Raw genomic sequence first — 22,924 nt, 5'->3', positions numbered from 1 at the left:
GCGGGCCGTCCTCAGCAGGCGCCGAGGTCCTGCCAGACGCCCCACTCCCCGGTGGTCCCGGGCTGCTCGCCCTTCGTCCACCACTTGGACTTCCAGCTGTGCCCGTTGTACGAGACGGTCGTGCCGCCGCCGTACTCCGCGGTCGAGGACCAGGCGGGCGCCGTGCACTGGCCGCCGCCCCCGGTGGTGCCGCCGTCCGTGCCGCCCGTGGTGCCGCCGGTGTTCCCGCCGGTCGCGCCGCCCGTGGTGCCCCCGGTGGAGGTGCCGCCGGTGGAGCCCGTGCCGGTGTCCGGCTCGACAACGGTGGTGCCGCGGGCCAGGTCGCCGGCCAGGGCGTACTGCGTGCCGTTGATCGTCACCGTCCAGTTCCACGGGGTGGAGACCGGCAGGTAGTAGTTGAAGGACAGGTCCACCGAGGCGCCCGGCGCCAGCGACTGCCAGCTGGGCAGCTTCAGCGAGACGCGGTTGAAGTCGCCCTTCAGGCCGCCCACGTTGCTGCCGGTGTGGTCGCTGCTGATCACCTTGGTGCCGAAGCCCGACTGGTCGGAGGCGTTGCCCGGGGCCGAGGTGGAGTAGTCGAACTGGAACTCCGTACCGCCCGGCAGCGCCGTCTTGGTGTTGTTGGTGATCTTCACCTTGGGCGTGATCGGGTAGTTGGAGTCACCGAGCTTGAACTCGCCGAACTCCACGCCGATGTTGACGGCCTTGGTGGGCAGCGCCTTGTTGGAGACCTTCGCGCCGTAGGGGGTGGCGGCCTTGAACTTGTCGTACATCAGCGAGGTGAGCGTCGAGCCCATCTCGTACTGGTTCTTCGCGGCGTTCCACTGGTAGTCGCCCGCGAGCTCCCAGATCATCGTGCCGCCGATGCCCCGGTTGACCACGTAGTCGGCCTTGGCGCCCACCGACTGCTCGTCCTCGGTGGACAGGAAGACCTTCTTGTCCGCGTTCCACAGCCACGGCGCGACCAGCGTCGAGTCGTACTTGCGGACGTAGCTGCCGGTCAGCTTGGTGTCGGCCGGGAAGCCGTACTTGGTGACGTAGTCGCCGACGATCCCCTTCTCGAGGTTCTTGGCGTGCCACATCGGGTTGGAGCCCGCCGGGGACTCCTTGCCGTTGTCGTCCTTGTCGTGCCACAGGTTGTCGATGCCGACCGCGCCGTCACCGCACTTGGTCAGGCCGGAGCCGGCCGGGCAGGTGGTCGCCGCCGCCTTGCCCCACAGTCCGTCGGTGCCGCCCTGCACGTTCTTGAAGCCGCGGGTGTAGTACGGCAGGCCGACGTTGATCCGGCCCGACGGCATCGAGCCGCGGAAGTAGTGGTAGGCCCAGTCGGTGTTGAGGTAGCCGATGCCGCCGTACTGCTGGGAGCCGTAGACGTTGGCGGCGGCCAGCTCGGCGTCCTTGCCGTCGTCGAAGAGCGAGGCGTTGGGGCCGACGTACTCGTTCCAGGCGCCGTGCAGGTCGTAGGACATGATGTTGACGTAGTCCAGGTACTTCTGGACCTGGAAGGTCTCCATGCCGCGCAGCAGGTAGCCGGAGGAGGGGGCCGCGACGGTCAGCAGGTAGTGCTTGCCGTCGGCCGCGCCCGCCCGGTCGAGCTTCTCGCGCAGCGACTTCATCAGGGCCGCGTAGCCCTTGACCAGGCCCGCCCGGCGGGCGTTGGAGAGCGAGTAGTCGAGCGGGTTGCCCGCGTCCTTCATCGTGGTCGGGTACTCGTAGTCGATGTCGACGCCGTTGAACCCGTACTTCTTGATGAACGCGACCGCGGAGTCCGCGAAGGTGTCGACGCCCGTCTGGTTCACCGAGCCGTCGGCGTTGGTGGCCATCGAGTAGAAGCCGCCGGAGTTGACGCGCTTGCCGTCGTCGCCGAAGTAGCCGCCCGTCTCGGCCCAGCCGCCCACCGAGATCAGCGTCTTGACGTTGGTGTGCTGCTTCTTGAACTTGTTCAGCAGGTTGAAGTGGCCCTTGTACGGCAGGGTCGGGTCCATCTCGGCGCCCGCGACGCCGGGCCAGGTCATGCCGGTGGCCGGGTTGTCCGGGGTGTCACCGCCCACGGAGAGCTTGTTGTCCGAACCGATGTGCCCGAACGCGTAGTTGATGTGGGTGATCTTGTCCCACGGGATGTTCGAGGCGAGGTAGGCGGGCTCGCCGTTCTTGCCCGTGCGCCAGCCGGTGAAGTAGCCGATGACGCGGCGCTGGTGGTCGGCGCCCATCTTCTCGCGGCCCTCGGTGTCGTAGACCGAGCAGTACGGGACGTCGACGCCGGGCGTCTTGTAGAGGCCGTCGGGGCGACAGGACTCGTTGTCTGCGGCGTGCGAGACGCCTCCGGAGAGCGTGCTCAGGAGCAGGCCGGCGACGGCGGCGCCGGAGGCGAGCAGAGCGGCTCTCGCACGGGTGGTGGACGGCACGGTGGCCTCCTGGGGAGGTCGGGCGGAACACAACTGGCAAAGGGGTGGGTCGTGTTGCGTAGTGCGGCCCCGGCGTGCGCACGCCGTCCGGGCCACTCCGTCGGAGGTGACGCAGACATTAAGAAGGTCTGAACCACACCGTCAATAGGTCTGGACCAATAACGGGGGCCCGGCCGCGAAAAAGGCGCAGGCGGAACGCGTCCCGGGCAACCCCTTCGCGCCAGGTGTGACCCAGGCCACAGGGGCTCACCCGCATGGCTCACGACCGGGCGTGGCAGACTGGACGCGTATCAGCAGCAGCGCACTCCGGGGTCGGTGTAATTCCGAACCGGCGGTATAGTCCGCGACCCGTCCGCAGCCAGCGGCCGGTTGACCAGGTGAAATTCCTGGACCGACGGTGAAAGTCCGGATGGGAGGCAGTGCGCGGCGGGTGACCCCGTACCGGGGGATCCGGCCGACAGCTGGTCGCCGCGCGTCGCGTACGGACGTCCCGCCGGACGTCCCTTTCCCGCCACGCATCCCTTCGGCGACCGGCCCGAATCGGCCTCGGCATCCCCGTACGCGTGTCCTCCGCTCCCTGTCGTCATCGACAGCCCCGGAGTCCGTGCCCGAAGAGGCAGGAGGACCCGGTGGCCACCGCAGCCGACGTGGACGCCATGCGCCGAGCCGTAGCGCTCGCCGCCCGCGGACTCGGCTCCACGAGCCCCAACCCGGTCGTCGGGTGCGTCCTCACGGACGACTCCGGACGCGTCGTCGGCGAGGGCTGGCACCAGCGCGCCGGCGGCCCGCACGCCGAGGTCCACGCCCTGCGCGACGCCGGGGACGCCGCCCGCGGCGCCACCGCGTACGTCACCCTCGAACCCTGCAACCACACCGGCCGCACCGGCCCCTGCGCCCAGGCCCTGATCGACGCCGGGGTGCGCCGCGTGGTGTACGCCGTCCCCGACCCCGACCCGCAGGCCAGCGGTGGCGGCGCCACCCTGCGCGCGGCCGGGGTCGAGGTCGCCGCCGGCGTCCTGCGCGCGGAGGCCGAGGAGGGCAACACCGCCTGGCTCACCTCCGTACGCCTGGGCCGCCCCTTCGTGCTGTGGAAGTACGCCGCCACCCTCGACGGCCGCGTCGCCGCCGCCGACGGCACCTCCCGCTGGATCAGCTCCGCCGAGTCCCGCGCCGACGTCCACCGGCTGCGCGCCGAGGCCGACGCCGTCGTCGTCGGCTCCGGCACCGCCCGCGCCGACGACCCCCACCTGGCCGTGCGCGGCGTCGACGGCGCCGTACAGCCCCTGCGCGTCGTCCTGGACACCGAGGCCGCCGCCGTCAAGCCCGGCGCCCGGGTCCTCGACGACGCCGCGCCCACCCTGATCGCCGTCGCCGAGGACGCCGTCACCGACCTGCCCGGCGTGCTGCGGCTGCCCCGCGCCGCCACCGGCCTCTCGGTCCCCGCCCTGCTGGCCGCCCTGTACGAGCGCGGAGTCCGCTCCGTGCTCCTGGAGGGCGGCCCCGCCCTGGCCGGGGCCTTCGTCGCCGCCGGAGCCGTCGACCGGGTCGTCGGCTACCTGGCGCCCGTCCTGCTCGGCGCGGGGCCCGCCGCCCTGGGCCCGGCCGGAATCACCACCCTCCCCGAAGCGTTGCGGCTCGACGTGACCGAGACCGTCCGCATCGGCCCCGACCTCCGTATCACTGCCACTGTCAAGGAGCGCTGAGCGTGTTCACCGGAATCGTCGAAGAACTGGGTGAGGTCACCGCCGTCGAGAACCTCGGCGACTCCTCCCGCTTCCGCCTGCGCGGCCCCCTCGTCACCGAGGGCGCCGAGCACGGGGACTCCATCGCGGTCAACGGCGTCTGCCTGACCGTCGTCGACACCGCCGACGGCGAGTTCACCGCCGACGTGATGGCCGAGACCCTCAAGCGCTCCAGCCTCGGCGCCCTCGACGTCGGCTCCCCGGTCAACCTGGAGCGCCCCATGGTCGCCGACGGGCGCTTCGGCGGGCACATCGTCCAGGGCCACGTCGACGGCACCGGCACCATCGTCGAGCGGACCCCCTCCGAGCACTGGGAGATCGTCAAGGTCTCGCTGCCCGCCCGGCTGGCCCGCTACGTCGTCGAGAAGGGCTCCATCACCGTCGACGGCGTCAGCCTCACCGTCGTGGACGCCGCCGACGACCACTTCACCATCAGCCTCATCCCCACCACGCTTGCGCTGACGACACTCGGCACCAAGCAGAGTGGCGACCCCGTCAACCTCGAGGTCGACGTGATCGCCAAGTACGTCGAGCGCCTGATGGGCGCCCCGGAGTCGAAGGAGAACGCCCGATGAACTGGCTCAACTCCGAGGCGTTCACCGTCTTCGGCCAGCACATCCTCTGGTCCGACATGATCGGCAACACCATAGGCCTGGTCGCCCTGGCCCTCGGCTGGCGCCGCTCCATCCTCACCTGGCCCGCCCAGCTGCTCTCCGGCCTGGTCCTGGTCGGCGCCTACGCCTCCGCCCACCTGGCCGGCGGCGTCGGCAAGCAGCTCCTGGTCATCGGCGTCGCCGCCTGGGGCTGGTGGCAGTGGAACCGCGGCCGGCAGCAGGCCCAGGACGGCTCCATCGCCGTCCGCTTCGCCACCTGGAAGGAGCGCGGCCTGCTGGTCGGCGGCGCGGCGCTCGGCACCCTGGCCGTCGGCGGCCTGTTCACCGCGATCCCGTCGCTGTCCTGGAGCCCGTGGGCCGACGCGTACATCTTCGTCGGCACCCTCGTCGCCATGGTCGCCCAGGCCCGCGGCCTGGTCGAGTTCTGGTTCGCCTGGCTGCTGGTCGACCTCGTCGGCGTCCCGCTCGCCTTCAGCAGCGGCCTCGCCTTCTCCGGCCTCGTCTACGTCATCTACTTCGCCCTCGTCATGTGGGGGATGCGCGACTGGTGGCTCCGGTCGCGCCCGACCGCACGGACCGCCCTGGAAGGAGCCCCGGCATGACCACCGCAGCCGCCGCAGAAGTGCCCACGTGGTACTCCACCGACAACCGCGAGGACCTCGCCCTCGACCCCGTCGAGCAGGCGATCCGCGACATCGCGGCCGGGCGCCCGGTCGTCGTCGTCGACGACGAGGACCGCGAGAACGAGGGCGACCTCGTCATCGCCGCCGAGAAGGCCACCCCCGAGATCGTCGCCTTCATGATGAGCGAGTGCCGCGGCCTGATCTGCGCCCCGCTGGAGGGCGACGAGCTGGAGCGCCTCGAACTGCCGCAGATGGTCGGCGAGAACACCGAGTCGATGAAGACCGCCTTCACCGTCTCCGTCGACGCCGGTGCCGCCCACGGCGTCACCACCGGCATCTCCGCCGCCGACCGCTCCACCACCCTGCGGCTGCTCGCCGACGGCCGCAGCGAGCCCGGCGACTTCGTCCGCCCCGGCCACGTCTTCCCGCTGCGCGCCCGCCCCGGCGGCGTCCTCACCCGCCCCGGCCACACCGAGGCCGCCGTCGACCTGGCCCGCCTCGCGGGCCTGCGCCCGGCCGGCGCCATCGTGGAGATCGCCGGCGAGGACGGCGTCATGCTGCGGCTGCCCGAACTCGTCCCGTTCGCCCGCAAGCACGGCCTGACGATCATCTCCATCGAGGACCTGATCGCCTACCGGCGCTCCGCCGAGCCCACCGTGCGCCGCGAGGCCGAGGTCCACCTGCCCACCGCCCACGGCGAGTTCACCGCCTACGGCTACCGCTCCACCGTCGACGGCGTCGAGCACGTCGCCCTCGTCCACGGCGAGATCGGCGACGGCGAGGACGTCCTGGTCCGGGTCCACTCCGAGTGCCTGACCGGCGACATCTTCCACTCGCTGCGCTGCGACTGCGGCCCCCAGCTGGAGGCCTCCATGGACCGCATCACCGCCGCGGGCCGCGGCGTGGTGGTCTACCTGCGCGGTCACGAGGGCCGCGGCATCGGCCTGATGTCCAAGCTGCGCGCGTACGAACTCCAGGAGCGCGGCCGCGACACCCTGGACGCCAACCTGGAGCTCGGCCTGCCCGCCGACGCCCGCGACTACGCCGCCGGCGCGCAGATCCTCACCGACCTCGGGGTGCGCAGCCTGCGCCTGATGACCAACAACCCCGACAAGTCCGCCGCCCTCACCGAGCACGGCCTGACCGTCAGCGGCCGCGAGCCCATGCCGGTCACCGCGGGCGAGCACAACCTGCGCTACCTGCGCACCAAGCGCGACCGCATGGGCCACGACCTGCCCTGGCTGGAGGCCACCGCCGCCTCCGCCTGCGGCAACCAGTAGCCACCCCCGCACGACCGACCGAACAAGCACCACCAGTCATCACCGAGGAGACACGTGAGCGGCAAGGGCGCACCCGAACTGTCCGTACGCAACTGTGGCGACCTGCGCGTCGCCGTCATCGCCGCCCAGTGGCACGAGAAGGTCATGGACGGCCTCGTCGACGGCGCCCTGCGCGCCCTGCACGAGCTGGGCATCGACGAGCCGACCCTGCTCAGGGTCCCGGGCAGTTTCGAACTCCCCGTCGTCGCCAAGGTCCTCGCCGGCCGCGGCTACGACGCCATCGTCGCGCTCGGCGTCGTCATCCGCGGCGGCACCCCGCACTTCGACTACGTGTGCCAGGGCGTCACCCAGGGCCTGGTCCAGGTCTCCGTCGACACCGGCGTCCCCGTCGGCTTCGGCGTACTGACCTGCGACACCGACGAGCAGGCCCTGGACCGGGCGGGCCTGGAGGGCTCCAGCGAGGACAAGGGCCACGAAGCGGTCACCGCCGCCGTCGCCACCGCCGCCACCCTGCGCACCGTCAGCGAACCCTGGCGCTGAGCGCCCGCGCGGCACCCCGTATTCTGAGGACCATCATGGCGAACAAAACCTTCGAAGAGCTCTTCGCCGAGCTCCAGCGCAAGGCCGAGACCGGCGACCCGGCCACCTCCCGCACCGCGGAACTGGTGGACAAGGGCGTCCATGCCATCGGCAAGAAGGTCGTCGAGGAGGCCGCCGAGGTCTGGATGGCCGCCGAGTACGAGGGCAAGGAAGCCGCCGCCGAGGAGATCTCGCAGCTGCTCTACCACGTCCAGGTGATGATGGTCGCGCGCGGGATCTCCCTCGACGACGTCTACGCCCACCTCTGAGCACGCACCCCCGTCCCCGCCCGCCCGCCTCACGCAAAGGAAGCCCGCCTCATGCTGCGCATCGCCGTCCCCAACAAGGGTTCACTGTCCGGACCTGCGTCGGCGATGCTCCATGAGGCCGGCTACCGCCAGCGCAAGGAGTCCAAGGAGCTCGTCCTCGTCGACCCGGTCAACGAGGTGGAGTTCTTCTACCTGCGCCCCAAGGACATCGCGATCTACGTGTCCGCGGGCCGCCTGGACATCGGCATCACCGGCCAGGACCTGCTGGTCGACTCGGGCTCCGGCGCCGAGGTCGTGATGCCGCTCGGCTTCGCCCGCTCCACCTTCCGCTTCGCCGCCCGGCCCGGCGCCGTCGGCGGCGTCGCGGAGCTGGCCGGCAAGACGATCGCCACCTCCTACGAGGGCATCGTCGCCAAGCACCTCGCCGAGCACGGCATCGACGCGAGCGTCGTCCACCTGGACGGCGCCGTGGAGACCGCCATCGAGCTCGGCGTCGCCCAGGTCATCGCCGACGTCGTGGAGACCGGCACCTCCCTGCGCAACGCCGGCCTGGAGGTCTTCGGCGACCCGATCATGACCTCCGAGGCCGTCGTCATCCGCCGCGCCGGCGGCGTCGACGAGTCCGTCCAGGCCAAGGTCGACCAGTTCCTGCGCCGCCTCCAGGGCGTCCTGGTGGCCCGCAGCTACGTGATGATGGACTACGACTGCCGCGCCGAGCACCTGGAGCGCGCCGTCGCGCTCACCCCGGGCCTGGAGTCGCCGACCGTCTCCCCGCTGCACAACGAGGGCTGGGTCGCCGTGCGCGCCATGGTCCCCGCCGTCGAGGCGCAGCGCATCATGGACGACCTGTACGAGCTGGGGGCCCGCGCGATCCTGACGACGGCCATCCACGCCTGCCGCCTGTGAGGACCCGCACCCCCATGGCCACCGGACAACTGCCCTCCCTGCCCGTCACGTTCCGCCCGACCCGCACCCGGGCCGTGCTGCTGAGCGTCGGCGCCCTGATGTTCGTCGTGATCACCGTCGTCGCCCTCACCCTGGAGCGGCTCGGACCCGGCGAGCGGGCCAGCTTCGTCTTCACCGCCGCGCTGTTCTTCGGCGTACTGGCGCTGCTGAGCCGCCCCAAGGTCGTCGCCGACGACACCGGCGTCACCGTCGTCAACCTCACCCGGACGCGCCGACTGGCCTGGGCCGAGATCCTGCGCGTCAACCTGCGCACCGGGGACCCCTGGGTCTTCCTGGACCTCAGCGACGGCACCAGCCTGCCCGCGCTGGGCATCCAGCCCGGCATCGCCAAGGAGAAGGCCATCCGCGACGCCCGCTCGCTGCGCGCCCTCGCCGACGCCCACGGCAGCGGCGCCGAGAGCGCCTGAGCGGCGGCCCCGTCCCACGGACGGCCCCCGCCCCCCTGCCCCACCTGCCCCGCGACTGATTACCCTGGAGGCGGGGCGCCAGGCGCGCCCCGCCCCGCACGTGCAGGCCCCCGAGGCCGCGGGGCCACCCCTGCGACCCGAGGAGTGACTCCCTCCAGCAATGGACGGATCGTCCGGTAGTACCTGTGCCGCCCCCTCACCGGAGGCGGCGGCATGACCATCCCCCTCGTGCTGCTCATCGCGGCCTTCCTCCTGATCCTCGCCAACGGCTTCTTCGTGGCGGCCGAGTTCGGCCTCGTCACCGTCGACAAGCCCGACGCCGAACGCGCCGCCGCCGAGGGCGACCGGCGCGCCCGCAGGGTCGTCTCGTCCCTGCGGGAGCTGTCCTTCCAGCTCTCCGGCACCCAGCTCGGCATCACCATCACCTCGCTCGTCGTCGGCATGCTCGCCGAGCCCGCGCTCGCCGGGCTGCTCGACGGCCCGCTGGCCGCCACCGGCCTGCCCGCGGGCGCGGTCTCCGGCATCGCCGTCGTCATCGGCATGCTGCTGGCCTCCGCGGTGCAGATGGTGATCGGCGAACTCGTCCCCAAGAACTGGGCCGTCTCCCGGCCGCTGCAGGTCGCCCGGTTCGTGGCCGGCCCGCAGCACCTGTTCTCCACCGCGTTCCGCCCGGTCATCGCGCTGCTCAACACGGTCGCCAACCGGCTCGTACGGACCCTGGGCGTCGAGCCCACCGACGAGCTGGCCTCCGCCCGCACGCCCGGCGAGCTGGTCTCCCTGGCCCGCCACTCGGCGCAGGCGGGCGCCCTGGAGCAGGACACCGCCGACCTGTTCGTCCGCACCCTCTCGCTGGGCGGCCTGACCGCCCAGCACGTGATGACGCCCCGGGTGAAGGTCAGCGCGCTGCAGACCGACGCCACCGCGGCCGACGTCCTCAACCTCACCCGCGCCACCGGCCTGTCCCGCTTCCCCGTCTACCGGGAGCGCATCGACGAGGTCGTCGGCATGGTCCACCTCAAGGACGCCCTCGCCGTGCCCCGGCACGAGCGGCTGCGCACCCCGGTGGGCCGCGTCGCCGTGGCCCCGCTGCTGGTCCCCGAGACCCTGCCCGCCAAGGAACTCCTGGAGCGGCTGCGCAGCGAGCAGCCGATCGCGGTCGTCGTCGACGAGTACGGCGGCACCGCGGGCGTGGTCACCCTGGAGGACATCGTCGAGGAACTCGTCGGCGAGGTCCGCGACGAGCACGACGACGAGGACGAGGGCGACCCCGAGCTCGCCGCCGTGCCCGCCGAGGACGGCCACCCGGCCTGGGAGGCCGACGGCAGCTGCCGCGTGCACACCCTGCACCGGATAGGCCTTGAGGTCCCCGACGGCCCGTACGAGACCGTCGCCGGGCTCGTCGCCGACCTGCTGGGCCGCATCCCCGCCCCCGGCGACCGGGCCGAACTGCCCGGCTGGCGCCTCTCGGTGCGCCAGGTCGACCGCTACCGCGCCGAGCGGGTGCGCCTGGTGCGCACCGCGCCCGCCGCGCAGCCCGAGCCGGAGGCCGTCCGATGAGCGTGCTGCAACTGCTGTTCGCCGTGGTGCTGGTGCTGGCCAACGGGTTCTTCGTGGGCGCCGAGTTCGCGCTCGTCTCCGTGCGGCGCAGCCAGATCGAGCCGCACGGCACCAAGCGCTCCCGCCAGGTGCTGTACGGCCTGGAGCACCTGCCGAGCATGATGGCCGCCGCCCAGTTCGGCATCACCGTCTGCTCGCTGACCCTCGGCGCGGTCGCCGAGCCGACCGTGGCCCACCTCCTGGAGCCGGTCTTCCACGCCGCGCACCTGCCCGAGGGACTGGTCCACCCGCTGGGCTACGTCATCGCCCTGGCCCTGGTGGTCTTCCTGCACCTGGTCATCGGCGAGATGGTGCCGAAGAACCTGGCGATGGCCGCCCCCGAGAAGACCGCCCTGTGGCTGGGCCCCGGCCTGGTCGGCTTCGCCCGGCTGTGCCGGCCCGTCACGGTCGCGCTCGGCGCCTGCGCCACGCTGGTGCTGCGGGCGTTCCGGGTGGAGCCCAAGGACGAGGTCGAGGCGGTGTTCACCAGCAGCCAGCTGGGCCGCCTGGTGGAGGACTCCGGACAGGCCGGGCTGCTCGACCCGGCCGAGCAGGAGCGCCTCGGCGACGCGCTGGAGCTGGGTACCCGGCCGGTCGCCGACGTGGTGATGCCGCGCGGCGAACTGATCACCGTACCGCCCTCGGTGACGCCCCGTCAGGTCGAGGAGCTGACCGTGCGCACCGGGTACTCCCGGTTCCCGGTCTGCGCCGAGGGCAGCGGCGCCTTCATGGGCTACCTGCACGTCAAGGACGTCCTGGAGCTGGAGGACGGCGAGCGCGCCGTGCCCCAGCACGTCTGGCACCCGATGGCGACGCTGCGCGCCGAACTGCCCCTGGACGACGCCCTCACCGTGATGCGGCGCGCCGCCACCCACCTGGCCCAGGTCGCCGACGGCTCGGGCCGGGTGCTCGGCCTGGTCGCCCTGGAGGACGTCCTGGAGGTCCTGGTCGGCGAGGTCCGCGACCCGGCCCACCGCGACGACGCCGGACCCCGGTCCCGCCACCCGGCCCCCGGCCGCGCGGCGGACCAGGCGCTGGTCAGCTAGGACCTGTCCGGTCGGTCATGCCGCCATCGGTGCCGGGTGCCTTCTGGTCCTGGTGAGCGGCGCTTGGTGCGTGCGATCGCAAGGCGGAGGAGGGAGGCAACGCGGAGCGTTGTCGACCGACGAGAACGCGGCGAGCGTGCGTGCCAGGCGCCGCGGCCCAGGCGTGAGCGACCGGACAGGACCCAGGTCGTCCGCAGGTCGGGGCGGCTCACAGCGGCGGGTCCTGCGGGCCGCGGTCCAGGGGACCGCGGCCCGACAGGACCTCGCCGTAGGCCTGCATCAGGTCCGGCAGCCGCAGCGTCGCCAGGTCGTCCCGGGTCGGGAGGGTCGGGTAGCCGGTCAGCCGCAGGTCGCGGTAGGCGCAGGACTTCTCGTACAGCGTGCGCAGGAAGCGCCCGTTGCCCAGCTCGTCGATCCAGCCCTGCTCCACGACGTGCCCGCTGATGGAGCGCAGCTCCTCCAGCGCCTCCTCGTCCCACGCGTCGCCGTTCGCCCCCGCCAGCACCTCGCCGATCGAGGTCAGTTCCAGCGGGCGGTACGAGGGGAAGTCCACCCGGGTGGTGAACCGCGAGGACAGCCCGGGGTTGGCCCCCAGCAGCCGGTCCATGCCCTCCGGGTACCCGGCCAGGATCACCACCAGGTGGTCCCGGTTGTCCTCGGCCCGTTTGAGGAGCACCTGCAGCGCCTCGTCGCCGTACGCGTCGCCCTTGCTGTAGCCGGAGTTGGACAGCGCGTACGCCTCGTCCACGAACAGCACCCCGCCGATCGCCGAGTCGATCAGCTCATTGGCCTTCACCGCCGTCTGCCCCAGGAACTCGCCCACCAGGTCGGCCCGTTGCGCCTCCACCAGGTGGTCGCCGCCCAGCAGGCCCAGCGCGTAGAAGACCCGGCCCAGGATCCTGGCCACCGTCGTCTTGCCCGTGCCGGAGGGCCCGGAGAAGACAAAGTGACGTTTCGGCGGCTGCACCGGAAGGCCCTGGCCCGCGCGCAGCCGCGCCATGTTCAGCTGCGCCGACAGCGCCTTGACCTGCCGCTTGACCGGCTCCATGCCGACCATGGACTCCAGCTCCGCCAGCGCCCGCGCGAGCAGCACCGGGTCGGTCGGCCCGGCCGGGAACGGCGGGGGAGCGGCCTGCGGCGGCAGCACCGCCTTCTCCCGCACCGTGTCGGCCCGCCCCGCCCCGCCCGACGGCGCCGCCGGGGGCTGGCCCTCCGCGAACCCCGTCTCGCCCAGCCGCGGGACCTCGCCCAGCGGCCCGTCCGGATCGCCCTGCGCGTCCAGCGCGTCCTGGCCGACCCCGGCCAGCGACACCGCCGCGAACCCCTGCTCCTCGGCGCCCTCGAAGCCGTCGTACTCGGCGATCGCCGCCAGGCGCGCCGCGGTGTCCATGAACGCCGGGTCGATCCGGTGCACCGCCCGGTACAGCGGCAGGGCCGCCGCGCTGCGCCCGGTGCCCTCGTGCGCCCGGGCCAGCCAGTAGCGCAGCTCCTTGCGCTGCGGCTGCTCGCTGCGGCACCGCATCAGCGCGGTGGCCAGCAGCGGCTCCGCCTGCCCGTACATCTCCAGGCGCACCCGGGCCATGCCGCCGAAGAGCCCGGCCTCGATGCCGAGCAGCGGGTCCTCCACCAGCGGCTCGGTGTGCCGCACCAGCTGCTCCCAGTCCTTGACCAGGTAGGAGCGGCAGGCGTGCAGGAAGCGCACCTGGGGGTCGGTGTCCACCGGGGGCAGCCCGGCCAGCGCCCGGTCGAGCTCCGGCACGTGCCGGCCGTCCAGCCAGTGGGAGGCGTGGGCCAGTAACAGGTCGCGCGGCGTCTCGAGCACCGGCTGCACCCACCAGCCCAGCCAGTACCAGGAGTTGAGGGTGCGGCGGTGGCGGCTGCGCTGCTCGCCGAAGCGGTCCCGGTTGCGGTACATGCGCAGCAGCGCGGTGGTGGTGTCGACGCGCAGCGCGTGCAGCCCCAGCCAGCCGTCGGCCATGCCGGGGTCGAGTCTGACCGCGGTCCGGAACTCCTCCTCGGCCTGCGGATACGCCCCCATGGTGTAGGCGTCCACGCCGCGCAGCCAGGCGAGGTCGGCCGGGGCCTGCGCGCCCTGCGTGCCGATGTCCATCGGGTCCCCCACAAGTGCCCCCGTTGATGTCCCGGCGGGCGGGCGCCCGTCAGGAGCGTGCTCAACCGCCGTACTGAACAGCCTTCACGCGGACGGGATTTGACCGCACCGAGAGGCATCGTACCTGCGCAGGGGGTGTGCGACTAAGACCGCCGCGAGGTCCCGGTGGCCGCCTGCGGGCGGTGACCGAGGGTGAGCGCCCGGTGCCCGGGAGGGCGTCGAGGGGCGACATAGGGGGCAGAACGAAGCCCCCGATCACGGGGGAACAACCGGGGGCTTCGCGTCCGCGGCGGCTCCGGAAAGCCGCTCCTTCAGAACGTAAGACCTGTACGCCCCCTCGGTCAAGCGGAGTTGGGGACCGGGGTGCGGTGGCAGGCCGACCGCTCAGTACGCCTGCGGGAGGCCGTCACGATCCGTGACGATCCGGTTCGGGCCCGCTGTCGCAGCGGGCCCGGGAAGCCACTCGTACCCCTCCTGGCACTCCCGTACCAGGGTGTCGGCGAACGGACGCGACGGATCCGCGGCGAAGTGGCGGGTCTCCGCCACCGTCCAGCCCTCCCAGAACGCCGCCTGCTCCGGCCCGTCCCTGCGCCGCCCCCGCCGCCAGGAGTCCTCCGGACCACGCTCCATCCACAGCAGCCGCGCCAGCCACGGCCGCAGCTCCCGGCGCCCGGTGCCCACGCCCTCGACCAGCACCACCGGCGCGGCCGGCAGCGCACGCGCCGCGCCGAAGGCCCCCCGCCGCCAGTCGTACGGCGCGAACGCCGCGTCCTCGCCCCGGGCGAAGGGTTCCAGGACCTGCTCGCGCAACCGCCCCGTCCAGGCGAACAGCGCGTCGTGGCTGGCGATGTCATCGGTGCGCAGCACCGGCGCGCCGCCCAGCCGGGCGGCGAGCAGCGCGGCGAACGTCGACTTGCCCGACCCCGCGTGCCCGTCCACGGCGACCAGCCGCACCGGCCCGCAGGAGGGCGCGCACGCACGCAGGGAGGCGGCCAGCAGATCGAGGTCCATGCGCCCAGCCTAGGCGGACGCCCGTACGAGTGACGCGGGGCGACCCCGGTGCCCCCGCCGGTCCGCCGCACCGGCCCCTCCCGCAACGCGCCGCAGGTCACGTCAGTGGACTAGACCCATATTGATCGCGCGACGCGCGTCGAATCGGTAGCCCGTGCGTTCGGTTTCCCGCGATAGTGGTCGGCCACGACGTTCTCCCACGATGTTTCTCCCACCGCCTGGGGGCCACACATGAACAGTCCCACCACGCGCAGATCCCTCCTCACCGCAGCCCTCGCCGTGGCGGGAGCCGCCGCGACCTCCTCCGCACCCGTGAACGCCGCCGCCATGACGACAGCACCCCAGCCCGCACCCGGCCACCCCGCCCACCCGGCACCCCGCCCCGTGGACAACAGCGCCTGGACCTCCCACGCCGACTGGCGCTCCGGCGCCCGCTCCGGCACCCGCCCCGTCGCGGGCCGCCGCCCCGGCCTCGTCCTCGCCGCCCCCGCCGGCCGCACCGACTACACCGACCCGCACACCGGCCGCACCGCCACCTGGGAGTACGCCACCTGGACCTCCCCGGTCCACACCAGCCGCGTCCCGGCCACCGAGGTCATCGCCTCCTGGAACGCCGACACCCCCGCCGGCACCTGGATCGCCGTCGAACTGCGCGGCCGCTACTCCGACGGCACCGACACCCCCTGGTACGTCATGGGCCGCTGGGCCGCCGGCGACGCCGACATCCGCCGCACCTCCGTCGACGGCCAGGGCGACGGCAAGAGCTCGGTGTGGACCGACACCTTCGCCGTCGACGACGCCGCGAGCGGACTGCGCCTGGTCTCCTACCGGCTGCGCCTCACCCTCTACCGCACCCCCGGCAGCCGGCTCACCCCCACCGTGTGGCGGCTCGGCGCCATGGCCTCCGACGTGCCCGACCGCTTCACCGTCCCCGCCTCCACGCCCCGCCTGGCCACCGAGCTCGCCGTACCCCGCTACTCCCAGACCGTCCACGACGGCCAGTACCCCGAGTACGACAACGGCGGCGAGGCCTGGTGCAGCCCCACCTCCTCGCAGATGATCATCGAGTACTGGGGCAAGCACCCCACCGCCGCCCAGCTCGCCTGGGTCGACCCGGCCTTCGCCGACCCCCAGGTCTGCCACGCCGCCCGCTACACCTACGACTACCAGTACGCGGGCTGCGGCAACTGGCCCTTCAACGCCGCCTACGCCGCCACCTACGGCCTCAGCGGCGTCGTCACCCGCCTGGGCTCGCTCACCGACCTGGAGGTCCTCCTCGCGGCGGGCATCCCGGCCATAACGTCCCAGTCCTTCCTCAAGGAGGAGCTCACCGGCGCCGGCTACGGCACCGCGGGACATCTGATGACCGTCATCGGCTTCACCGCCCAGGGCGACGTCATCGCCAACGACCCCGCCTCGCCCAGCGACGACGCCGTCCGCCGCGTCTACCGGCGCGCCGAGTGGGAGAACATCTGGCTGCGCACCCAGCGCCACAACGCCGCCGGCAAAGTGGTCTCCGGCACAGGCGGGGTCTGCTACCTGTACTTCCCCGCGGACCCCACGCCCTTGCAGCGCAAGGCCCTCGCGGCCGTCGGCGTGCGCTGAGGGGAGCTTCCGGCCCGCGCGGGCAGTGACCTACGTCTCTACCCCCGGGCCGGGCCCGGCTGGCACATTGGGAGCCATGACCACGCACTCCGCCGCCGCCGGGCGCGCCCACACCCGTACCGGCGGCCCCGAGGAATCCGGCCCCAAGCTCCTGGAACACCTGATGGGCTGGACCCTCGTCGTCGTCCTCGCCCTCTTCGTCACGCAGTCGGGCCTGATGTGACCCCCGCCGGGCCCGGCGCGAACTGAAGGTCCGCGTCGGCCCGCCAGTGACGGCGGGGCACGCCCACCTTCCCGTACAGCCAGCGCACCGGTGAGCGGCGCGGCAGCAGCACCAGGCCCGCGACCCCCGCGAACACCGCCAGGCCGGGACCCCAGCCCGCCAGCCGTACGAGGGCGCTGGCGGCCAGCGCGCCCAGCAGCGGCAGCCCGTACACGCCCGCCCCCGCGATCGCCACGGCCACCACCCGCGGCACGCCCCGGTCGTCGTCCGCGCCCGGCAGCCGCCAGCCCTCCGCCAGCCAGCCGATCTCGGTCAGCAGCAGCACCCCCACCACGGCCGCGCCCAGCACCAGCAGCGCCAGGAACGTGCCCGAGGTCAGGAAGTCGAGGACGTGGTTGACGACGCTGTCGTCCGCCCAGTGGCGGTACTGCGCCCCCTCCACCGTCAGCGCCCGCTTCCAGCCGTCGCCGTCCCAGCCGTGCACCTCCACCGCGAACAGCAGGAAGTGCGCCCCGACCGTCTGCAGGTACGCCCAGTACCCGGCGCCGACCAGCACCAGGGCCTGGGCGGCGAGGAAGCCCAGCAGCGCGCCCACCACGATCCCGCCGCTCTCCAGGAGCACCCAGCCCGCCCACAGCCGCCCGGGCGCGTCGGCCACGTGCATGGTCGCCCAGGACGGCGAGAGCCACAGCAGGAACATCGCGGTCGGCGCGAGCAGCACCGCCGCGAACGCCACCGTCAGCGCCAGGTAGGGGTTGGCGGCGCGGCTGCGGGTGCGCACGCCCTCGTGCTCGGTGGAGCGCTGCCACCACTGCAACTGGCGCCCGGCCGACAGGGCGAACGTCGCCCCGGTCCCGTACGCCCAGAACAGCGCGGCCTGGAGCTGGATCACGGCGCCTCCCGGGGACGCGGGACGAGACCTGATGGAAGGTCAGGAAGCCTTGAGGGTGAGGCCCTTGGCGACGATCGAGTCCGAGGTGGCCAGGGCCTGCTCGGCGCTCACGTCGGTCATGAACACGAACGGCGGCACCACGGGCGGCACCGGAAGGCCGTCGGGGGTGAAGGTCAGGCAGAGCAGCCCCTCCAGGCAGCCGCTGAACTTCGTCAGGTACAGCGTGACGTTCCCGCTCAGGTCCAGCGAGTCGGCCTCCAGGCCGAGTTCGTCGTGCCCGTCGCGGGTCTTCAGCCGGTAGTCGGTCAGCGAGGCCGACCGCATCCGCAGCACCATCACCTTCAGCGGCCCGTCCCTGGTGGGGACCTGGGTGACCCCGGCGAACAGGAACCCGTGCGGCGCGAACAGCGTCGTCGTCACCGCCGGGGGAGCGGGCGGCACGGCCGGGGCCGCGGCGGCGGGCGCCCGGGCCGCCGGATGGGCCGCCGCCGCGAGCAGCACCACGGGCAGCGCCACCGACAGCGAGCGCGGGCCCCGGGGCACGGCGGGCTCCTCCTCGCGCACCGGGGTCCAGCCGAAGCCCATGGCGCTGCCCGCGATGCCCAGGCCCATGCCGACCAGGAAGCCGCCCAGGTTGGTCGCGGCGAACGAGAGCACCGACAGGATCAGCGCGTTGACCGACACGTAGTGCCGGGCGTGCGGGGCGAACCACAGGAAGAGCCCCGCCGCGACCAGCGCGAGGCCGATGCCGATCGCGGCGATGCCTCCCAGGCCCAGGCTGACCAGGACCGTCAGCGGCGACAGCGGCACGAGCAGCAGTTCCGTACCGCCGAGGACCAGCAGCACCCCGGCCCAGAACGGCCGCCGGCGCCGCCAGTCGCGCAGCCGCCGCCGCTGCTCGGGCAGCGGCAGCCGCTCCTCAAGACGGCCCCGGAGCGGGCTCAGAAGCACTTCTTGCCGCCGAGGCTGACGTCGAGCTTCATCCCCTTGAGCCGGAAGTTGCCGCCCGTCGCCGACCAGGCGTGCGAGCGCACCCCGAGGACCTCGATGTCCCCGGCCTGCAGGCCGAACTTGCCCGCCTCGCCCTTCACGCCCGGCACCTCGTCCAGGGTGGAGGCGTCCCGGCCGATCTGCGCGGTGCCGAACCGGGCGTCGCCCACCAGGTCCTCGCCGTCGATGATCAGGTTGGAGGCGGTCACCTTGCCCGCGTCGCCGCCCGCGGTCAGCTTGAAGACGACCTTGCCCACCGGGGTGTCCACCTCGGCCGACTGGCAGATGTCGTCGAGCGTGGCGTCGCCGATGCCGAGCAGCGCCACCGGATGGCCCTTGCCGTCGACGGAGCGGTCCGTCTGCACGTACGACGACAGGCCCTTGCTTGTCAGCTTGCCGGAGGAGACCTGGAAGCTGGTCCCGGAGACCGCGAAGGAGGCGGCGAGCGCTCCCTGGGCCATCACGGTGGCCATCACGCCGACGGCGACCACCGCGGGCAGCGCGACGACGGCGGTCCGCTTCCAGGACGTACGACCCTCAGGCCCCAATGACCGTTCGGATGTGCTCACTTGACCCTCCCGTACGTCTGCGATACTGCGGGAACTGTCGTGGCAGTCGGAGAGTAGGGCCGAATTTGAATAATAGTCAACAGCGCGGAACCACCGAACGATCCCAGGTCCGTCGCTCCGAACTCATCGCAACCGGGCGGAAGTTGTTCGCCGACACCTCATACGACGCGCTGTCCATGGACGACATCGCCCAGCACGCCGGCATCGCCAAGGGGCTGATCTACTACTACTTCAAGAACAAGCGCGGCTACTACCTGGCCATCGTCGAGGACTCCGTCGCCGAACTCGTCGCACGCGCCGCCAGCGACACCGACCTGCCCCGCGCCGAGCGGGTCCAGCGCACCATCGACGGCTACCTGCGCTACGCCCAGCACCACCAGGCGGCCTTCCGCACCATCGTCACCGGCGGCGTCGGCTTCGACACCGAGGTCCAGGCCATCAGGGACGCCGTCCGCGAGGAGCTGATCGCCACCATCGCCGAAGGCGCCTGGGGCCACCGCGAGCTGCCGCCGCTGGTGCGGCTGCCGCTGCTCGGCTGGCTCTCCGGGGTCGAGGGCATGACCCTGGACTGGCTCGCCCACGAGGACGACCTGGACCGCGCCACCCTGTGCGCGCTCCTGGTGCGCACCCTGCGCCGGACCCTCAACACCATCGAGGAGTTCGCGCCGGACCACCCGGCCCCGGAACCGGATCCCGACCCGCCGGCCCCGGGCACCTGACGTCCACGCGCGGGCGGCGCGCCCCTCGTACACGGATCCCCTCTCGTACACGGATCCTCGTACACGGATCCTCGTACACGGATCCTCGTACACGGATCGACGCCCCCTCGGCCGCAGCGGCGGCCGAGGGGGCGTCGGGTCGGGCGGACGCGTCAGCTGATCGACTTGATCAGCTCACCGTTCGTGGTGTCACCGCTGAGCTCCCAGAAGAACGTGCCCCCCAGGCCCTGCTGGTTCTTGTAGGCCATCTTCCCGGCGATGGTGGACGGGGTGTCGTAGCTCCACCACTGGTTGCCGCAGAACGCGTACGCCGTCCCCGCGACCGTCCCGTTGGCCGGGCACTTCGTCTTGAGCACCTTGTAGTCCTCGATGCCCTGCTCGTACGTCCCCGGGGCCGGCCCGGTCGCCGTGCCGCCCGGCGCCTTCTGCGTCACACCGGTCCAGCCGCGCCCGTAGAAGCCGAGGCCGAGCAGCATCTTCGAGGCCGGGACGCCCTGCGCCTTCAGCTTCTTGATCGCCGAGTCGGTGTCGAAACCGGCCTGCGGGATGCCCGCGTAGCTGGTCAGCGGCGAGTGCGGCGCCGTCGGCCCCTGCGCGGCCCACGCGCCGAAGAAGTCGTACGTCATCGGGTTGTACCAGTCCACGTACTGCGCCGCGCCCGCGTAGTCGGTGGCGTCGATCTTGCCGCCGCTGGACGCGTCCGCGGTGATCGCCGCCGTCACCAGGTTCGAGGAGCCGAACTTGGCGCGCACCGCGGCCATCAGGTTCTTGAACGCGCTGCGCCCGCTGGTGTCGCAGGACAGGCCGCAGGCGTTGGGGTACTCCCAGTCGATGTCGATGCCGTCGAAGACGTCCGCCCAGCGCGGGTCCTCGACCAGGCCGTAGCAGGAGGCGGCGAACGCCGCCGGGTTCTTCGCGGCCTCGGTGAAGCCGCCCGACCAGGTCCAGCCGCCGAACGACCAGATCACCTTCAGGCCCGGGTGCTTGGCCTTGAGCTTGCGCAGCTGGTTGAAGTTGCCGCGCAGCGCCTGGTCCCAGGTGTCGGCCTTGCCGTCCACGGACTGGTCGGCGGTGTAGGCCTTGTCGTAGTCGGCGTAGGAGTCCCCGATGGCGCACTTGCCGCCGGTGACGTTGCCGAACGCGTAGTTGATGTGGGTCAGCTTGGCGGCCGAGCCCGAGGTCTCGATGTTCTTGACGTGGTAATTGCGCTGGTAGACGCCCCAGTTGGTGAAGTAGCCGACCACCTTGGAGCCGGCCGCCTGGGCCTGGGCCTGCGACTGGCCCTGTGGCTGGCCCTGGATCTGGACCTGGCCTTGGGGTGCGGCAGCGGCTCTCTGCTCGGCCGGGGCCGAGGCGGTCGCGCTGGCGGCGCCGCCGAGCAGGCCCGCGCCGAGGACGGCGGTACAGGCCACGGCCACCAGGGCGCGCAGCGGGGTACGGGGGTGCGTTCCGGGCATTCGTTTCTCCTCGTGGGGGAGGGAGAGCGAGTGGGGGGATGGCACACGGGCGCACCGCGCCGAGGCGGATGGGTGGGCCGACTTGGCATGAACACGGTGGGGCGCCCGGGGAAACCGTAGAAGGACTAGACCAGTGGGGTCAATGGTGCGTACCAATGCGGATCAGTTTCGAGGACCGTTCGATTGGCGCCGGAGTGAGACCTTCCGACCCGTGACGGGGGCCCGCCGATCGGGCATACTCAACCCGCCCCCAGCCGCTGGTCTGCCGTTTCTGTGATCCAGGAAGGCAGCATCGGCCGGAGCAGTACGTCCCGGCGGCGCCGCCCACCCCTGACGCGCGCCCGCCGCAGCGCCCGACAGGGAGGAGAGCGCCGCAATGCCCGACCGCGCCCCGCAGCCGGTGGAACGACAGCTGCCCACCGAGGAGTCCCGGGACCTGCTCGCGCTCGTGCGCGACATCGTCCAGCGCGAGGTCGCGCCGCACGCGGCCGAGGAGGAGGAAGCCGGGCGCTTCCCGCGCGAACTCTTCGCGCTGCTCTCCGAATCGGGCCTGCTCGGCCTCCCGTACGACTCCGACCACGGCGGCGGCGACCAGCCCTACGAGGTCTACCTCCAGGTGCTCGAGGAACTCGCCGCGGCCCGCCTCACCGTCGGCCTCGGCGTCAGCGTCCACTCCCTCGCCTGCCACGCGCTCGCCGGCTACGGCACCAAGGAGCAGCAGACCGAGCACCTGCCCGCCATGCTCGGCGGCGGACTCCTCGGCGCCTACTGCCTGTCCGAGCCGTCCTCCGGCTCCGACGCCGCCTCCCTGCGCACCAAGGCCGTCCGTGACGGCGACGACTGGGTCCTGACCGGCACGAAGGCCTGGATCACCCACGGCGGCGTCGCCGACTTCTACACCGTCCTCGCCCGCACCGGCGACGAGGGCGCCCGCGGCATCTCCGCCTTCCTCGTCCCCGGCGACGCCCCCGGCCTGAGCGCGGCCGTCCCGGAGAAGAAGATGGGCATGAAGGGCTCGCCCACCGCCCAGCTCCACTTCGACGGCGTCCGCGTCGCCGACGCCCGCCGCCTGGGCGACGAGGGCCAGGGCTTCGCCATCGCCCTGTCCGCCCTGGACTCCGGCCGCCTCGGCATCGCCGCGTGCGCCATCGGCGTCGCCCAGGCCGCCCTCGACGAGGCCGTCGGCTACGCGAGCGACCGCCGCCAGTTCGGCCGCCCCATCGCCGACTTCCAGGGCCTGCGCTTCATGATCGCCGACATGGCCACCCAGATCGAGGCGGGCCGCGCCCTCTACCTCGCGGCCGCCCGGCTGCGCGACGCGGGCCGCCCCTTCTCCCGCCAGGCCGCCATGGCCAAGCTGTTCTGCACCGACACCGCGATGAAGGTCACCACCGACGCCGTCCAGGTCCTGGGCGGCTACGGCTACACCGCGGACTTCCCCGTCGAGCGCTACATGCGCGAGGCCAAGGTCCTGCAGATCGTCGAGGGCACCAACCAGATCCAGCGCATGGTCATCGGCCGCCACCTCCTGGGCCCCGAGACCCGCTGACCCACCAGCGAGTCACGACCGGCCCGGCACGGCAGCTTGGGCCTCGGCGCCGCCGCGACGGGCCGAGCCGTCGCGGCGGCTTCTGGTGCCCCGGCCGCACCGGCGGCTCGGGCCTTGGCCGCCCCGGTGAGGCGGCGGCCCCGGTGGCGGGGGGGGGGCCCCGGGGGGGGGCGCGCCCCCCACCCCCGCCCCCCCCCCCGGCCGCCCGCCGCCGGGGGCCGGCGCGGCCCGGGGGGGCCCCCGCCTGCGCCCCGGGGGGGGCAATGGCCGGG

General features: G+C 72.8%; 21 protein-coding genes and 1 riboswitch. Of the genes, 14 read left to right on the top strand and 7 right to left on the bottom strand.

The genetic code is table 11. The annotated features are described in order from the left end of the window. Positions 1–11: 11 nt before the first annotated feature. On the bottom strand, positions 12–2,405 hold the full coding sequence (locus ABT160_RS38910) for a chitinase C-terminal domain-containing protein (RefSeq protein WP_351653215.1): 2,394 nt from the start codon (positions 2,403–2,405) through the stop codon (positions 12–14). 297 nt (positions 2,406–2,702) lie between these two features. Continuing rightward, positions 2,703–2,832, top strand: a riboswitch (FMN riboswitch). Between the two features lie 202 nt (positions 2,833–3,034). On the opposite strand from ABT160_RS38910, the gene ribD reads away from it, so the two are divergent. The 10 genes from ribD to ABT160_RS38860 all read left to right on the top strand — a co-directional run bounded on the left by ribD (position 3,035) and on the right by ABT160_RS38860 (position 11,527). Then, on the top strand, positions 3,035–4,108 hold the full coding sequence (ribD, locus tag ABT160_RS38905; protein ID WP_351653213.1) for a bifunctional diaminohydroxyphosphoribosylaminopyrimidine deaminase/5-amino-6-(5-phosphoribosylamino)uracil reductase RibD: 1,074 nt from the start codon (positions 3,035–3,037) through the stop codon (positions 4,106–4,108). A gap of 2 nt (positions 4,109–4,110) precedes the next feature. Beyond that, the gene (locus ABT160_RS38900; RefSeq protein ID WP_351653211.1) at positions 4,111–4,722 is read left to right on the top strand and encodes a riboflavin synthase; all 612 of its coding nucleotides are present in this window, start codon (positions 4,111–4,113) and stop codon (positions 4,720–4,722) included. After that, a complete protein-coding gene (locus ABT160_RS38895; RefSeq protein ID WP_351653209.1) occupies positions 4,719–5,363 on the top strand; it encodes a nicotinamide mononucleotide transporter family protein in 645 nt (214 codons plus the stop codon). The genes ABT160_RS38900 and ABT160_RS38895 overlap by 4 nt, the downstream gene beginning before the upstream one ends. Further along, a complete protein-coding gene (locus ABT160_RS38890; RefSeq protein WP_351653207.1) occupies positions 5,360–6,664 on the top strand; it encodes a bifunctional 3,4-dihydroxy-2-butanone-4-phosphate synthase/GTP cyclohydrolase II in 1,305 nt (434 codons plus the stop codon). Before ABT160_RS38895 ends, ABT160_RS38890 begins: the two co-directional genes overlap by 4 nt. A 54-nt stretch (positions 6,665–6,718) precedes the next feature. Beyond that, the gene (gene ribH, locus ABT160_RS38885; protein WP_351653205.1) at positions 6,719–7,204 is read left to right on the top strand and encodes a 6,7-dimethyl-8-ribityllumazine synthase; all 486 of its coding nucleotides are present in this window, start codon (positions 6,719–6,721) and stop codon (positions 7,202–7,204) included. A gap of 35 nt (positions 7,205–7,239) precedes the next feature. Beyond that, complete coding sequence (locus ABT160_RS38880) at positions 7,240–7,512, top strand: phosphoribosyl-ATP diphosphatase (RefSeq protein WP_351653203.1); 273 nt, start codon at positions 7,240–7,242, stop codon at positions 7,510–7,512. A 51-nt stretch (positions 7,513–7,563) separates the two neighbouring features. Then, entirely contained in the window at positions 7,564–8,418 is an 855-nt protein-coding gene (gene hisG, locus ABT160_RS38875; protein WP_351653201.1) for an ATP phosphoribosyltransferase, read from the top strand. Positions 8,419–8,432: 14 nt separating this feature from the next. After that, positions 8,433–8,885: a PH domain-containing protein gene (locus ABT160_RS38870; RefSeq protein WP_351653199.1), complete on the top strand. Its 453-nt coding sequence runs from the start codon at positions 8,433–8,435 to the stop codon at positions 8,883–8,885. A 213-nt stretch (positions 8,886–9,098) separates the two neighbouring features. Beyond that, positions 9,099–10,442 carry a hemolysin family protein gene (locus tag ABT160_RS38865; protein ID WP_351653197.1) on the top strand — a complete coding sequence of 448 codons (1,344 nt, stop codon included), beginning with the start codon at positions 9,099–9,101 and terminating at the stop codon, positions 10,440–10,442. Then, on the top strand, positions 10,439–11,527 hold the full coding sequence (locus ABT160_RS38860) for a hemolysin family protein (RefSeq protein ID WP_351653195.1): 1,089 nt from the start codon (positions 10,439–10,441) through the stop codon (positions 11,525–11,527). The genes ABT160_RS38865 and ABT160_RS38860 overlap by 4 nt, the downstream gene beginning before the upstream one ends. Positions 11,528–11,735: 208 nt before the next feature. Here the strand turns inward: ABT160_RS38860 and ABT160_RS38855 are convergent, their stop codons facing one another. Next, entirely contained in the window at positions 11,736–13,637 is a 1,902-nt protein-coding gene (locus ABT160_RS38855; protein ID WP_351653193.1) for an AAA family ATPase, read from the bottom strand. A gap of 384 nt (positions 13,638–14,021) precedes the next feature. Then, positions 14,022–14,648 (bottom strand): uridine kinase family protein, encoded by a 627-nt coding sequence (locus ABT160_RS38850; RefSeq protein WP_351653191.1) that lies wholly within the window; start codon positions 14,646–14,648, stop codon positions 14,022–14,024. 231 nt (positions 14,649–14,879) lie between these two features. Between ABT160_RS38850 and ABT160_RS38845 the strand changes: the two genes are divergently transcribed. Together ABT160_RS38845 and ABT160_RS38840 are read left to right on the top strand one after the other, a co-directional pair. After that, a complete protein-coding gene (locus ABT160_RS38845) occupies positions 14,880–16,253 on the top strand; it encodes a C39 family peptidase (RefSeq protein WP_351653189.1) in 1,374 nt (457 codons plus the stop codon). 76 nt (positions 16,254–16,329) lie between these two features. Continuing rightward, positions 16,330–16,476 (top strand): SCO1431 family membrane protein, encoded by a 147-nt coding sequence (locus tag ABT160_RS38840; protein WP_351653187.1) that lies wholly within the window; start codon positions 16,330–16,332, stop codon positions 16,474–16,476. Here ABT160_RS38840 and ABT160_RS38835 read toward each other — a convergent pair. From ABT160_RS38835 to ABT160_RS38825, 3 genes are read right to left on the bottom strand one after another with little or no spacing between them, the layout of a single operon-like run. Further along, positions 16,454–17,368 carry a hypothetical protein gene (locus ABT160_RS38835; RefSeq protein ID WP_351653185.1) on the bottom strand — a complete coding sequence of 305 codons (915 nt, stop codon included), beginning with the start codon at positions 17,366–17,368 and terminating at the stop codon, positions 16,454–16,456. The two genes, ABT160_RS38840 and ABT160_RS38835, sit on opposite strands and share 23 nt — an antisense overlap. Positions 17,369–17,407: 39 nt before the next feature. Beyond that, the gene (locus ABT160_RS38830; protein ID WP_351653183.1) at positions 17,408–18,319 is read right to left on the bottom strand and encodes a DUF6114 domain-containing protein; all 912 of its coding nucleotides are present in this window, start codon (positions 18,317–18,319) and stop codon (positions 17,408–17,410) included. After that, the gene (locus tag ABT160_RS38825; RefSeq protein ID WP_351653182.1) at positions 18,310–18,927 is read right to left on the bottom strand and encodes a DUF6230 family protein; all 618 of its coding nucleotides are present in this window, start codon (positions 18,925–18,927) and stop codon (positions 18,310–18,312) included. Before ABT160_RS38825 ends, ABT160_RS38830 begins: the two co-directional genes overlap by 10 nt. Positions 18,928–18,992: 65 nt before the next feature. Here ABT160_RS38825 and ABT160_RS38820 point away from each other — a divergent pair, with 65 nt between their 5' ends. Further along, positions 18,993–19,646: a TetR/AcrR family transcriptional regulator gene (locus tag ABT160_RS38820; protein ID WP_351653180.1), complete on the top strand. Its 654-nt coding sequence runs from the start codon at positions 18,993–18,995 to the stop codon at positions 19,644–19,646. Positions 19,647–19,798: 152 nt separating this feature from the next. Here the strand turns inward: ABT160_RS38820 and ABT160_RS38815 are convergent, their stop codons facing one another. Beyond that, positions 19,799–21,103 (bottom strand): glycoside hydrolase family 18 protein, encoded by a 1,305-nt coding sequence (locus ABT160_RS38815; RefSeq protein WP_351653178.1) that lies wholly within the window; start codon positions 21,101–21,103, stop codon positions 19,799–19,801. Positions 21,104–21,479: 376 nt separating this feature from the next. On the opposite strand from ABT160_RS38815, the gene ABT160_RS38810 reads away from it, so the two are divergent. Beyond that, positions 21,480–22,652: an acyl-CoA dehydrogenase family protein gene (locus ABT160_RS38810; RefSeq protein ID WP_351653177.1), complete on the top strand. Its 1,173-nt coding sequence runs from the start codon at positions 21,480–21,482 to the stop codon at positions 22,650–22,652. Positions 22,653–22,924 lie beyond the last annotated feature (272 nt).

Source organism: Streptomyces sp. NPDC001941 (assembly GCF_040296945.1).
Lineage (GTDB): Bacteria > Actinomycetota > Actinomycetes > Streptomycetales > Streptomycetaceae > Streptomyces.
Note: the sequence above shows the minus strand (reverse complement) of the source record. Positions and strands in the feature narration are given on the sequence as shown.

Coding starts and splice junctions, on each gene's coding strand:
- ABT160_RS38895 (WP_351653209.1), top strand. CDS start 4,719: ATGAACTGGCTCAACTCCGAGGCGTTCACCGTCTTCGGCCAGCACATC.
- ABT160_RS38890 (WP_351653207.1), top strand. CDS start 5,360: ATGACCACCGCAGCCGCCGCAGAAGTGCCCACGTGGTACTCCACCGAC.
- ABT160_RS38880 (WP_351653203.1), top strand. CDS start 7,240: ATGGCGAACAAAACCTTCGAAGAGCTCTTCGCCGAGCTCCAGCGCAAG.
- hisG (WP_351653201.1), top strand. CDS start 7,564: ATGCTGCGCATCGCCGTCCCCAACAAGGGTTCACTGTCCGGACCTGCG.
- ABT160_RS38870 (WP_351653199.1), top strand. CDS start 8,433: ATGGCCACCGGACAACTGCCCTCCCTGCCCGTCACGTTCCGCCCGACC.
- ABT160_RS38865 (WP_351653197.1), top strand. CDS start 9,099: ATGACCATCCCCCTCGTGCTGCTCATCGCGGCCTTCCTCCTGATCCTC.
- ABT160_RS38860 (WP_351653195.1), top strand. CDS start 10,439: ATGAGCGTGCTGCAACTGCTGTTCGCCGTGGTGCTGGTGCTGGCCAAC.
- ABT160_RS38855 (WP_351653193.1), bottom strand. CDS start 13,637: ATGGACATCGGCACGCAGGGCGCGCAGGCCCCGGCCGACCTCGCCTGG.
- ABT160_RS38850 (WP_351653191.1), bottom strand. CDS start 14,648: ATGGACCTCGATCTGCTGGCCGCCTCCCTGCGTGCGTGCGCGCCCTCC.
- ABT160_RS38845 (WP_351653189.1), top strand. CDS start 14,880: ATGAACAGTCCCACCACGCGCAGATCCCTCCTCACCGCAGCCCTCGCC.
- ABT160_RS38840 (WP_351653187.1), top strand. CDS start 16,330: ATGACCACGCACTCCGCCGCCGCCGGGCGCGCCCACACCCGTACCGGC.
- ABT160_RS38815 (WP_351653178.1), bottom strand. CDS start 21,103: ATGCCCGGAACGCACCCCCGTACCCCGCTGCGCGCCCTGGTGGCCGTG.
- ABT160_RS38810 (WP_351653177.1), top strand. CDS start 21,480: ATGCCCGACCGCGCCCCGCAGCCGGTGGAACGACAGCTGCCCACCGAG.